This window comes from Pseudochelatococcus contaminans (assembly GCF_014195635.1).
GTDB lineage: Bacteria > Pseudomonadota > Alphaproteobacteria > Rhizobiales > Beijerinckiaceae > Pseudochelatococcus > Pseudochelatococcus contaminans.
The window spans coordinates 1-12,122 of record NZ_JACICC010000027.1 but is presented as its reverse complement, the minus strand read 5'-3'; the positions used below and the strand labels follow the sequence as shown (position 1 = coordinate 12,122).

14 protein-coding genes are annotated in these 12,122 nt (G+C 64.1%); 11 read left to right on the top strand and 3 right to left on the bottom strand.

The window, feature by feature from the left end:
• The first annotated feature begins 232 nt into the window (after positions 1-232).
• From FHS81_RS18150 to FHS81_RS18115, 8 genes are all read left to right on the top strand, one after another.
• The gene (locus FHS81_RS18150; protein ID WP_183754998.1) at positions 233-640 is read left to right on the top strand and encodes a DoxX family protein; all 408 of its coding nucleotides are present in this window, start codon (positions 233-235) and stop codon (positions 638-640) included.
• A gap of 99 nt (positions 641-739) precedes the next feature.
• Entirely contained in the window at positions 740-1,324 is a 585-nt protein-coding gene (locus tag FHS81_RS18145) for a recombinase family protein (RefSeq protein WP_183754996.1), read from the top strand.
• A gap of 108 nt (positions 1,325-1,432) precedes the next feature.
• Positions 1,433-1,642 (top strand): ribbon-helix-helix protein, CopG family, encoded by a 210-nt coding sequence (locus FHS81_RS18140; protein WP_183754994.1) that lies wholly within the window; start codon positions 1,433-1,435, stop codon positions 1,640-1,642.
• A 194-nt stretch (positions 1,643-1,836) separates the two neighbouring features.
• Positions 1,837-2,718 carry a helix-turn-helix domain-containing protein gene (locus FHS81_RS18135; RefSeq protein ID WP_183754992.1) on the top strand — a complete coding sequence of 294 codons (882 nt, stop codon included), beginning with the start codon at positions 1,837-1,839 and terminating at the stop codon, positions 2,716-2,718.
• 268 nt (positions 2,719-2,986) lie between these two features.
• Positions 2,987-3,616, top strand: a complete 630-nt coding sequence (parA, locus tag FHS81_RS18130; protein WP_151610671.1) for a ParA family partition ATPase — start codon at positions 2,987-2,989, stop codon at positions 3,614-3,616.
• Positions 3,617-3,636: 20 nt separating this feature from the next.
• On the top strand, positions 3,637-3,852 hold the full coding sequence (locus FHS81_RS18125; protein WP_151610672.1) for a plasmid partition protein ParG: 216 nt from the start codon (positions 3,637-3,639) through the stop codon (positions 3,850-3,852).
• A 91-nt stretch (positions 3,853-3,943) separates the two neighbouring features.
• Positions 3,944-4,222 carry a type II toxin-antitoxin system RelB/DinJ family antitoxin gene (locus FHS81_RS18120; protein WP_151610673.1) on the top strand — a complete coding sequence of 93 codons (279 nt, stop codon included), beginning with the start codon at positions 3,944-3,946 and terminating at the stop codon, positions 4,220-4,222.
• Positions 4,194-4,514 carry a type II toxin-antitoxin system YafQ family toxin gene (locus FHS81_RS18115; protein WP_151610674.1) on the top strand — a complete coding sequence of 107 codons (321 nt, stop codon included), beginning with the start codon at positions 4,194-4,196 and terminating at the stop codon, positions 4,512-4,514. The genes FHS81_RS18120 and FHS81_RS18115 overlap by 29 nt, the downstream gene beginning before the upstream one ends.
• A 218-nt stretch (positions 4,515-4,732) precedes the next feature.
• Here the strand turns inward: FHS81_RS18115 and FHS81_RS18110 are convergent, their stop codons facing one another.
• The 3 genes from FHS81_RS18110 to FHS81_RS18100 are packed head-to-tail and all read right to left on the bottom strand — an operon-like array spanning position 4,733 to position 7,094.
• Positions 4,733-5,122 (bottom strand): hypothetical protein, encoded by a 390-nt coding sequence (locus FHS81_RS18110; protein ID WP_183754990.1) that lies wholly within the window; start codon positions 5,120-5,122, stop codon positions 4,733-4,735.
• A gap of 11 nt (positions 5,123-5,133) precedes the next feature.
• Entirely contained in the window at positions 5,134-6,759 is a 1,626-nt protein-coding gene (locus FHS81_RS18105; protein WP_210281828.1) for a type IV secretory system conjugative DNA transfer family protein, read from the bottom strand.
• A 35-nt stretch (positions 6,760-6,794) separates the two neighbouring features.
• Positions 6,795-7,094, bottom strand: a complete 300-nt coding sequence (locus FHS81_RS18100; RefSeq protein ID WP_183754986.1) for a mobilization protein — start codon at positions 7,092-7,094, stop codon at positions 6,795-6,797.
• 271 nt (positions 7,095-7,365) lie between these two features.
• On the opposite strand from FHS81_RS18100, the gene traA reads away from it, so the two are divergent.
• The 3 genes from traA to FHS81_RS18085 all read left to right on the top strand — a co-directional run bounded on the left by traA (position 7,366) and on the right by FHS81_RS18085 (position 12,069).
• Positions 7,366-10,971 carry a Ti-type conjugative transfer relaxase TraA gene (traA, locus tag FHS81_RS18095; protein ID WP_183754984.1) on the top strand — a complete coding sequence of 1,202 codons (3,606 nt, stop codon included), beginning with the start codon at positions 7,366-7,368 and terminating at the stop codon, positions 10,969-10,971.
• Between the two features lie 11 nt (positions 10,972-10,982).
• The gene (locus FHS81_RS18090) at positions 10,983-11,741 is read left to right on the top strand and encodes a DUF6118 family protein (RefSeq protein WP_183754982.1); all 759 of its coding nucleotides are present in this window, start codon (positions 10,983-10,985) and stop codon (positions 11,739-11,741) included.
• Positions 11,742-11,871: 130 nt separating this feature from the next.
• Entirely contained in the window at positions 11,872-12,069 is a 198-nt protein-coding gene (locus FHS81_RS18085) for an SgcJ/EcaC family oxidoreductase (RefSeq protein WP_183754980.1), read from the top strand.
• Positions 12,070-12,122 lie beyond the last annotated feature (53 nt).

The following is a 12,122-nucleotide window of genomic DNA, read 5'->3' as shown; positions in this document are numbered from 1 at the left end:
GAACTCAGGCCGCTGCGCGATCCCCGAACCGCAGGAATCGACGACCTGTAGGCAAGCTTATGTGTGTTTTCTGTTCCGTTGCTACTCAGAGCCCGGCTCGCATAGCGGTCCGAAAGATCGAAGAAACCCATCTGTGCCATCGTTACGCCCAAGCAGCCGATCACCCCCGTTCATACCGCAGCAACTCGGGCCGGGCAATTTTTCGAGGTGCCCTAGAGCTAAGGAAAGAAAAATGCCCCTTCCAACCAACCTTGACAATTGGGCTCCGCACGCGCTGGGGCTAACTCGCATCATGGCGGGCTTGTTGCTGCTGGCGCATGGCACGTCCAAACTCCTTGGATTTCCGGCGGGTGGATTTTCCCCTGACGCGGGTTCTCTGCCTTGGATCGCAGGCTGTATCGAACTGCTGTGCGGCACTTTGCTTACGCTCGGGCTTTTCACACGACCTGCGGCATTCCTTGCGTCAGGGCTGTGCGCGTTTGCATACTTTATCGGGCATTTCCCGCAAAGTTTCTTTCCCGTGCTCAATGGAGGGGATGCGGCCGTTCTCTTCTGCTTTATCTTCTTCTATCTCGTCTTTTCAGGCCCTGGCTTATGGAGCCTCGATGCAGTGCGGGCGCGCGTGCAGGGGGCAGGCTAAGGCGTACTCCCTCCGTTCTTTGCATCGCAAAATTCCCGAAACCTGCGACAGTTGCACAATAGGGATTTTCGCGACGGGTTGCACCCGCTAGATTCGGGCATGTCCCCCACGAGGAAGCCCCTGCCCTTGCTTATCGGATATGCCCGCGTCTCGACCGAGGGCCAGACCCTTGACCAGCAGCGCGCGGCGTTGCTGGCGGTCGGGTGCAAGCGCGTGTTCGAGGAAAAGGCATCCGGCGCGCAGCGCGGTCGCCCCGAGCTGGCGAAGATACTGGACCATTTGCAGCCCGGCAACGTGGTGACGGTGACGCGGCTCGATCGCCTCGCCCGATCGACGCGCGATCTTCTCGACATTGCCGAGCGGATCGGCCACGCGGAGGCCGGCTTGCGATCGCTGGCTGAGCCGTGGGCCGATACCACGACGCCGGCCGGTCGCATGGTGCTGACATTCTTCGCCGGCGTTGCCGAGTTCGAGCGCAGCTTGATACACGAGCGCACGAGCGCCGGCCGAGCTGCGGCTAAGGCGAAGGGTGTTCGGTTCGGCCGCCCCCCTGCCCTGTCGGCCGAGCAGATCGCACACGCCCGCCAGCTCATCAGCGAGGACAAGAAGCCGGCCGAGGTTGCCCGGTTGTTGGGTGTGCATCGCGCCACGCTCTACCGGGCGCTTGAGAGCGCAATAGCGTGAATACGCATTGACGTAACCACGTTTAGCTGCCGCCCCTAGAAGTAGTGCCTTTTTAGGCTCCGTCCGCAAGGGATTGCAGAATCGGGCGGATTGCCTTTAGTTGTAAACATGAATGATCGCGCGGAAGAGATTCGCAGAGGTGTTGCCGCCCATAGGGCGCGGCAGCTCGCGGCCGGCCGCGTGGTGTTGAATACCTATGTTCCGGGCGAACTTGTCGAGGCAATCGACAGGATCAAGGAGCAACGGGGCGAGTCTGCACGCGCCCCGATCATCGAGGAAGCGTTGAGGTTCTATATCGAAGCGAAGCAAGGGACATAACGGCAAAACGCCCGACCGCGCCAACGGTCGAGCGTTTTTGTAGGCCGTCAGACACACCGTAGGTCAGGGGTCCACTAACTCTCCCCTTATCTACGCTACAGCACCCCAATTCGCAAGATTGATTCTTGCGAAAACGGGGGAGCCGTGCCTGCCGTCCGCACCGTCATGTCCTTCAAATGGAAGGACGAGGGCATATGTTGAGGACGCAATACGCGGCCGCGATCGGCTGCGCGCGCGGGAACGCGCTTGATGAAATCATGCGGGAAGTTTGGACCCGATACGGCGCGGGCCAGCTCACCGACGACGAGGCCGGGGAGCTTACGACGCTCGCCCATGAGCGCCGGGCCGCCCTGCGGGGATCAGGACAGGGAACCTTTAGCCTGGTCCTGCCCCCCCCCGCCGAGCGATGCCCGACGCCAGTTCGCCGGCATAGTCATATCCGGGGCCGATCGGAGGGCCGCATATGGCGGCCGACGACGCGCCGGGACGTGCAGGCGATCTTGAGAGCGGCCGAGCAATACAATGAGGCGGGCTTGCGTGAGAAGAAGGGCGAGCGCAGCGGCCCGTTAGGGTCGGTCGCGCTCGACGTGTTGCGGTATTTCGTCAATCTCATTGACTTCCGCACCGGCCGGCTTGAGCCGTCAATCACCACGATCATGGATCGGTTAGGCCGGTCGCGCGATACGATCGTGCGGGCGCTGAAGAACCTGCGGGCGCATGGTTTCATCGACTGGCTGCGGCGCTACGAGCCGACCGGCAACGAGGGGCGCGGCCCACAGGTCCAGCAGACGAGCAACGCCTACCGCCTGTCCCTGCCGGAGAAGGCCCGGCAGTTCCTTGGGCGGTTCGCCAAGGCCCCGCCCCTGCCCGACGATCACAGCGCCGCACAGGAAGCCCGCGCGGCCGAGGTGGACGCCTACAGGAAGGCCCTGCCCCTCGATGAGCTGGCGCTGTCCGAGGCTGGCGATACCGCGCTAGGCCGGGCGTTGGCGGCCCTTGGGAAAGCTATCCAAAAACGTGAGTCCGATAACCAGACTGAATCCCCACCTAATCTATATCTAAAAGGGCAAACATAAGCGGTCGCCGCTGTTCGGGCCGCTTTCGCGGCCCTGCGGCGGTTCCGGCCCGCGTATAGTGCGGGCCGGCGCGGCACCCACAGCACCAAAATTGCACCCGCCGCGCCTGCGGCCAACCTCGCATGGGCTTTCGAGAAAGAGCGAGAGGCAAGGCCGGCGCTTAATTACTCAAATGAGTGAATGAGGCAAAATCCTCTTTACTCAATAGCTCAATGCGCTATACTCATTTGAGTAAATGCGTGTTTCATCAACTGTAGGAGATTCGGTCGTGCATGTGATCGCCGTTTTGAACCAGAAAGGCGGGGCCGGGAAAACCACCATAGCCACCCACCTCGCCCGCGCCTTGCAGCTCGGCGGCGCTGACGTGCTGCTGATCGACTCCGACCCACAGGGCAGCGCCCGCGATTGGGCGGCCGTGCGGGAAGATCAACCCCTTTCCGTGGTCGGGCTAGATCGGCCGACAATCGAGCGCGATTTGAAGAATGTCGCCCGTAAGGATTTCGTCGTCATCGACGGAGCGCCGCAAGCGGCCGACCTCGCCGTGTCCGCCATCAAGGCCGCGAATTTCATCCTGATCCCGGTGCAACCCTCGCCCTATGACATTTGGGCGACGGCCGAGCTTGTCGATTTGGTCAAGCAACGCATGGAGATCACGGACGGAAAATTGCGCGCCGCGTTTGTCGTGTCCCGCGCGATCAAGGGAACGAGGATCGGTAACGAGATCACCGACGCCCTGAACGGTTACGGCCTGCCGATCCTCGCGGCCCGGATCACGCAGCGCGTTAGCTATCCCGGCTCCGCTGCGGCCGGCGCAACCGTCCTCGATCTGGAACCGGACAGCGAAGCGGCCCGCGAAATGACGGCGCTTGCCGACGAAATCAAGCAATTGCTCAATTGAGTAGATAAGGAGAGCATCAAATGAGTGAAGAAAAGCGGGGTATGCTCAGCGCCGGCCGGCCGAGCAATGTGCGAAAGTCCGCCACGCTCGCCAGCCTGTCCGACAAGGGCGCAACCGTGCGCGTGAACTTCGATCTGGACCGCGAGGAACACAAGCGGCTCAAAATCATGGCCGTGGAGCAGGGCCGAACCATTTCGGAGATACTGCGGGAAATGGTTTCTCAATCACTCAAATGAGTGTATGAGTATCTGCTTAGTTGAGCGATTGAGCTTCTTGAAACTGTTGCTCATGTGAGCTACATTCAGGACAGAGAAAGGAGGCCCGGTCATGGCTGCAAGTGCATTTGTGCGCGCTCGCATTGACGAGCGCCTGAAAGACGAGGCGGCCGCCGTGCTGGCCGAAATGGGGCTTACCGTGTCCGATGTGGTGCGGATGACCTTGACCCGCGTGGCGAAGGATAAGGCTTTGCCCTTTGAATTGAAGGTGCCGAACGCCGAGACGCGCGCCGCGATCGAGGAATCCCGCGCGATGATGAAGGCCCGCCGTGCGCGGTTCAATGACGGACAGGAATTGTTTGATGCCCTCGACAAAGAAACCCGCCAGTAGCAAGCGGGCTTCTCTGCCGAGATCGGCGGACTATGCCAAGAGCTTCGTGAAGGATTGGGAGCGGCTTTCCCGTTCTGGCCGCTACAACATGCGCCAGCTCAAAGAGGTCATGTTGCTGCTGATAGCGAACGACGAGCCGCTAGGCCCGGAATGGCTTGACCACGCCTTGAAAGGGGATTGGGCCGACCATCGGGAATGTCATATCGGCGGCGATTTTCTCTTGGTGTATCAGGTCGAGGGCAACAGCCTGATTTTCGTGCGCGCCGGCACCCACGCCGAGCTTTTTGAGTGATTGAGCATTTCCGCTAATACTCAAAGCCTCATTGCCTCAAACCCGCCCCCGGCCGTCCCTACGGCCCTAGATGATGAGAGCGGGCCGGCCGGGGGCTACCGTCGCGGGTGTGGCGAGGTTGAGCGAAGCCGGCGGGCAGCCGGCCCCGGCCCGGAGGGAACGCGCTCCCACATAGCGCCGAAGTGACCGGAGGGCCGTAAGAGAGAAGCCCCGGTGCGTCAGCGCCGGGACCGCTTTTCCCATCTGGCCGGTTCGGGCAGGGGGACTTTTCGCTTTTCGCGCAGCTCTGCTTTCATTTCCTCGCCCGAAATCCCCGGTCGGGGATCATCGGCCGCCGCCTCGATGCTGCGCTTGAGCAGTTCTCGGCGCAGATCGGCATGGGGTTCCAGCTCCTTATGCTCGCCCAAGATCACGAACACGGCTTCGGATGGGTCGAGGAACTGGCCCTGTTCGATCCTATCGAGCAGCCACAGGGCCAGAGAGGGCGGCAAATAGGCTTCAAACCGCAACCCGCCTTCGTTGACCTGGTTGCGGAGCCGCTTGGCCTGTTCGACGGCATGGGCCTTGTCGGCGGGATCGGGCCATTCAAAGGCGTCGGTATCGGTCATGGCGTCATCCTTCATGCTTGATCGAACAGCCCCCGGAACTCGGAATCGGCATAATAGGCGAGCTTTCCGGCGACGATCGGCCGTTGCCCGGCGAGGAACAGCAGTTCGACATGCTGCGGCAGGTTGCGGACCTCATCGGGGGTCAGCAGCGGCCGGGCCGTGTGTTGCTCGCCGTAGGATATGCCAGATTTGTCGGAATCGAGCGCCCGGCTCATGGTTTGGAATACAACGGTTTCCTGCCCGAGCAGGTCGGAGACAAGGCGGGCGCTGTCGTGATCGTTGACGCCGAAGACCTGTAGGACGCCGGCGTTTGACAGGAAGGTGCCGGCGCGCTGCCCGTAGGTGGCGCGGAGCTGGTGAACGTCTTGCAGGATGGGCCAGAGCTGGACGCCATAGCCGGCCATGAGGCCCATAGCGCGCTCGACAGGGGCGAGGTGGCCGAGGGCGGCGAACTCATCGAGCAGATAGAGGACCGGGGCGGCCGGCTTGGCGGGATCGCGGGCCATGTCGGTCAGGCTTTGCGAGACGAGCAGGCGCAGCCAGCGGGAATAGGTGGCGAGCCGATCGGGCGGCAGGACGAGGAACACCGAGGCGTTGCGGCGCTTGAGATCGGCAAAGCGGAAATCGGAGCGGCCGAGGACCGCGACCATGCGCGGGCTGTCGAGGAAATGGGTATGGCGCTGCGCGGCCGAGAGGACGCCGGCCGCTTCCCGGTCGGATTTGCCGAGGTGGCGATTTGCGGCGCGGGCGATCAAGCCGCCGGCGGCCGTTGACGCCTGCATGTCCTTCAGGAGCGCCGCGAAGGCTTCAGGGGCGAGGGTGAGGGCTTCGCGCAGGGTGGCGAGGTTTCGGCGGTCGCGCGGCTCGCTGGCGGCGATATGGAGGATCAGGCCGGCAATGAGCGCCTTGGCTTCCTCGTTCCAATGCGCCTCGCCGGCCATGCCGGGTTCATCGAACACCAGGGCGTCGGCCAGCGTGGTTGCATCTTCCGCGACATCGAGGCCGGCCGGGTCGAGCTGGTCGAGGGGATTGAAGGCAGCCGAGGGCTGGCCGGTGACGCCGAAGGGGTCGAGGACGTGGACCGGCCCGAAGGTCTGGCGGGCGCGTCCGGCGATCCTGGCGTTCTCGCCCTTGGGGTCGATGCAGATCACGGAGCGGTCGGCCGTGAGCAGGTTCGGGATGATGGTTCCCACCCCCTTGCCGGTGCGCGTCGGTGCCATCGTCAGCAGATGGGCCGGGCCGTCATAGCGCAGGAGCTTCCCGGTCTTGCCGTCGCGGCCGATCAGGAGGCCGGAATCAGCGCGGGCGAGGGCGGCGGTTTCCTTGTCGGTGGCGAAGCGGGCCGAGCCGTGGGTTTCGCCGTCCATGTCCCCGAAATGGACAATCAGCGGATTGGTGATGAAGCGGAAGGCGAGGGTGGCCAGCACCAGCACCGTGAACAGATCGAGCGCGATGAAGGGGACCGAGCCGGGACCGAAGCCCATTTGTTCGAGGAAGAAGCGGCCGCCGAAGCCGATCACGAACAGCGCCACAATGAGGATGAACAGGACGCCGAGGAAGGTTTGCCAGATGCGGAAGGGCAGGGCGATCAGCGAGACAAAGGCCCATAGCGGATCACGCGCGGCGGCGCGCAGCATGTTCTTGAACGCCGCCCAAGCTAACGTCGCCTGATTCACGAAGCGGCCCCCCCGGCGTCTGTCGTCTCCCTTGCTGGTGCGCTGGCGAGCAGATCGGCAAACAGTTCCTTGTCGCCGTCGCGCGTCAGGAAGCCGGGCAGCTCACGGCGCAGCCAGTCGGGCAGGGCACGCGAGATTTCATCCTTGCCGTTTTCAAGGCGATGCAGGACGAGCGCGCCGAGCAGCACCTTGCGGCGCGTATCGTTGGCGCGTTCCTGCTTTGACAGCCGAGCCTTGAGGGCGGCGCGTTGTGCATCCAGTTGAGCTAGTCTTTCTTCGATGGACTTTCGCGCCATGCTGCAATCTCCTTTTCCGGTTGTTCGGCAAGACTACCATTCCCGGCCATGATTTCCAGTCGTTTGCCCGTTGAGCTTGAAACATCGGCGGTTTTGCAGCACAATCCGGCCTCAACTTCATTGCGCCGACCTTGCCGCAAGCGCCACACCGAGCAGCGAAAGAGCAAGGCGATTGAGTTGAGAAGGGCGCACTTACGAGTTGCTATGCAACTCAGCGCGCCGCCAGCTTGGAGGCTGGCGGGAAAGGCGGAAACTAGATCGAGGCAACGGGTTGGCGATCTACCATTTGAGCATGAAGCCAGTTTCGCGGGCGAAGGGCCGTAGCGCCGTCGCCTCTATGGCTTATCGTGCCGGGGAGAAGCTGACCAACGAGCGCGACGGCATCACGCACGACTACACGGCAAAGCAGGGCGTCGAACATGCCGAGATCGTCTTGCCCGAGGGCGTCAATGCCGATTGGGTGCGGGATCGGTCGGATTTGTGGAACGCAGCCGAGTTTGCCGAGAAGCGGAAGGACGCGCGCGTAGCCCGCGAATTTGAGATCGCCTTGCCGCACGAGCTTTCGGCCGAGGAACGGCTAGAGGCAACGCGGGAGCTAGCGCAGGAGTTGGCGAACCGCTACGGCGCGGCCGTGGACTTCGCCATTCATGCGCCGCACGAGGCGAGCGACGTTCGCAATCACCATGCCCATGTGCTTATGACCACGCGGCAGGTGACGGAGAACGGGCTAGGCGAAAAGACCTACCTAGAGCGTGAAAACAAATGGCTGCTGGCGAACGGCCTGCCGACGACCGACATGCAGCTCCGCGACCTTCGCCAGAGGTGGGAGGGGATCGCCAACGAGCGGCTTGCGATGGCCGGGCTAGATATTCGGATCGACCATCGTTCGCACATGGAACGCGGGCTAGAGATCGCGCCGACCGAACATATGGGCGTCCATGCCACGCAGATGGAGCGGCGCGGCCTCGACGTGTCGCGGGCGCGGCTGGACGAGGACGCGGCCCGGCGCAATGCCGAGCTGATCCGCGAGAAGCCCGAGCAGGTTCTGACCCTCATCACCGGGGAAAAGAGCGTGTTCGACCGGCACGACGTTGCGCGGGCGTTGCATCGCTACATCAACGATGATCCGCTGGAGTTCCAGAGCGCCTTTGCGAAGGTGATGGCCTCGCCGGCGCTGGTCGAGTTGCAGGCCGAGCGCGCGGACCCGGCAACGGGCGAGATTGAGCTTGCGCGCTATTCGACCCGCGAAATGGTCGAGATCGAATCCGGCATGATCGAGAGCGCGCAGCGGATGCACGGCGCGCATGGTCATGGCGTCGATCGCCGGCATGTCGAGCGCGCCATAGAGCGGCAGGACGCCGCCATTCAGCGCAGCGCCGGCGATGCTTCCGCCCGGCTGTCCGACGAGCAGCGCCGGGCGATCGAGCATATCACCGGGCCGGAGCGGATCGCGGCGGTTGTCGGTTATGCCGGCGCGGGCAAGTCCACCATGCTCGCGGCCGCGCGCGAGGCATGGGAGGCCGAGGGCTATCAGGTCCACGGCGCAGCCTTGTCCGGCAAGGCGGCCGAGGGCCTAGAGGAATCTTCCGGCATCCAGAGCCGCACCCTGGCGTCATGGTCGCGCGGTTGGGAGAACGACCGCGGCACACTCGGCCGCGGCGACGTGTTCGTGATCGACGAGGCGGGCATGGTCGGGAGCCGCCAGCTCGCCCGGTTCGTTGGCGAGGCCGAGGCGCGCGGGACGAAGATCGTCCTAGTCGGTGACCATGAGCAGCTACAGGCGATCGGAGCCGGCGCACCGTTCCGGGCGATCACCGAGGAAATCGGCCATGCCGAGCTTTCCGAGATACGCCGGCAGCGCGTGGACTGGCAGCGGGAGGCGTCGGTTGACTTCGCCACGCACCGGACGGCCGAGGGGCTGGCGGCCTATCGGGATCGCGGCAATATCAGTTTTGCCGAAACCGGCGAGGACGTGCGCGGCCAGATCGTGCGCGATTACCTTGCCGACCGCGACGAGCGCCCGGACGGCACCCGCGTAGCGATGGCGCATCGCCGGGCCGATGTGCGCGCCATCAATGACGCGATCAGGACCGAGCTACAGGACCGGGGCGAACTGGCGCAGGGTGAGGACGCCGGCGCGCTGACCTACCAGACCAATGACGGCAAGCGGGAGTTCGCGCCGGGCGACCGCATCGTGTTCTTGGAGAACAACCGCGACCTTGGCGTGAAAAACGGGATGCTAGGCACCGTCGAGCATGTCGAGGCCGGCCGGATCGTCGCGCAGCTCGACGGCCGGGGCGGCGAGAGCGTCAGCGTTCCGATGGGCGACTATCAGGCGATCGACCACGGCTATGCGACGACGATTCACAAAAATCAGGGGGCGACGGTCGATCGTTCCTATGTGCTGGCGTCGGGGACGATGGACCGGCATCTAACCTATGTCGCCATGACCCGGCATCGTGACGGGGTGCAGCTCTACGCGGCACAGGACGAGTTCACCCATGCCGGCCGGCTGGTCGAGCATGGGGCCGCGCCGTTCGAGCATGACCCGCAGAAGTCCGACAGCTATTTCGTGACGCTGGAAAACGACAAGGGCGAACGCCGCACCCTATGGGGCGTCGATCTTGAGCGCGTCATGAAGGAGGCCGCGCCCGAGATCGGGGAGAAGATCGGCCTACAGCATGAGGGTTCTACCCCCGTCACCTTGCCGGATGGGACGCAGACGCACCGGAACGCATGGAAAGTTCAGGACGCCGGCGAGCTGGCCTATAGCCAGCTAGAGCGCCGCCTGTCCCGGTCGGGCGTGAAGGAAACCACGCTCGACTATACCCGCGACTTTGCCGAGCGGCGCGGGATCGCGGAGCAAATGGGCATCCGCAGCGAGATCGAGATTGCGGCCGAGCGCGCGGCCGGGCTACGTGCGGAGCGGGAGTCGACGGCCGGGGATCATGCGCTTGATCGCAGATCCTCGCAAAAAGTCGGCGTGGATCTCGCGCAGGATCTTCGTGCAGATCCGCGCGAGGATCTCGCCGGCGATCGACAACAGCGCCGCAATCCGTTCGAGGGCCTGAAACTCGGGCGCGGCGCGGCGGCCGAGGGGCCGCAGCAGGACCGCGCCGGCGAGGACGGCCCGCAGATCGACCAGAAAGGCCCGCAGCAGGCCGAGAAGCAGCGGCGCGGTATGTTTGCCGGCCTCAAGCTCAATGCGCGTCCTGCCCCTTCTCAGGAGCGCAGCGAGCGGCCGGAAAGGGAAGGGAGCTTGCAGCAGGCGCCGGCGCCCGACCGGCTGGCCGAGCGGGTGCGGGGGCAGTCGCCGCTTGAGGCGGCCGTTGACCGCTATTCGCGGGCCTATCAGTCGATCGACCAGCACCGGCGCGAGGGCCTGCCCGTTCTCGACATGCAGCGGCAGGAAATGCGGGATGCCGGTCAGCAGCTCGACCAGGTGCGCGACGGCATGAAAGACCTGATGCGCTCGACCCTGCAAAATGACCCGGCGACGGCGCGCGCCATGACCGAGCTTTCCGGCCGGGAGCGTGTCGCCCATGTTATCGACGGGATGAAGCGCGAAAACGCCGCGCTGCAAGACCCGAATGTCAGGGCCGAGCGGTTCGTTGAACGCTGGCAGGAGCTACAGGGGCAGCGCCGGGAGCTTCGCGGCTGGCAGCACGACGAGGCCCGCGCCAAGGTCGAAAGCCAGATGAACGGCATGACCAAGAGCCTTGAACGTGACCCGCAGGTAGATTCCATCCTGCGTAATCGCCGGCAGGAACTCGGAATCGGGCAGGAGCTTCGCCGGGGCCAGACCATTGCCCGCGAGCTGCAAGACGAAATGACACGCGGCCACCGGCTTAGCCGGGGTATCGGCATGGAAAGGTAGGCACGGAGAACATGGCGGAGCTGGACGACGACAGGGACGGAATCGAGCCGGAAGCACTGGACGAGGACGCCGGCGACCCGGCCGCCGCGTTCGACGCACTACGGCGCACGATCGAGACGCAGGGCGAGCAGATCGGCGCGGAAATGAAGGTCATGCGGCGCGGGCTGGAAGCGGCTTTCGACCAGCTCGAAAAGATCGAGCCGGCGCAGGACTACAAGCCCCAGCTCGCCCAGCTCGTGCAGGCGCTCGACAATGTTGCGGAGCGGATGCACGGCGTAGAGCAATCGCCCATTCTCAAGCAGGGCGCGCAGCACTATGCGGCGCTCCTCGAGCGCAGCGGTGAGGCCCTGATACGCACCGCCGCGCAGCAGCTCGAGCGGCAGGCGTCCGACCTCGAGCGCGCCGGCCGGAACCTCGCCGCGCATGTCGCCGGCGCGCGGGAGCGCGATCGGCAAAATTGGTGGCTTGTCGTCGCCTTCGCTATCGGCCTGCTCGCCGGCGCGCTGGTGATGCTGTTCCTTCCGCGCCTGTTGCCGTTCTCGGCCGCGCCGCGTGTCGCCAGCGTCGTCATGGGCGAAACGCCGTGGCGAGCGGGTATGAGTCTCATGGCGTTCGACAGCCCGGATTCATGGCAGCGGGTGGCGTCGGCCGATCAGCTCATAGAGGCGAACCGGGAAGCGGTAGCGGCTTGTTGGGAGGCCGCGCGCACGGCTGGCGCGGATCAGCGATGCACCATCACCGTGAAAGCGCCGACAACGCCGGCGCAGTAGTGTAGAGGTGTCGCGTGTTTCGGGATTTTCGCGACCATAACAACCGCAAGAATGTCCTCCGAATGGCCGTCACTGTCATTCGGAGGCCACCATACCGTAAGAGGGATTGAGCCGTGGAGGATTTCACAAGATGACCGATGACGAAAAGGCGATCCGGCAGGTCGTTGAAACTTGGATGACAGCGAGCAAGTCGGGTGATCTCGCAACCGTCCTCACATTGATGACCGACGATGTGGTCTTCATGGTGTCCGGGCAGGAACCGTTTGGAAAGGAGGCTTTCGCTGCTGCTGTTGGTTTCCGCGCAGAACTGAGCCGGTTAGGCGCATAATTTCCATTGAGAATTGAGCCATGTGAACCTTCCCCCAACGCGAAGAGCGACGG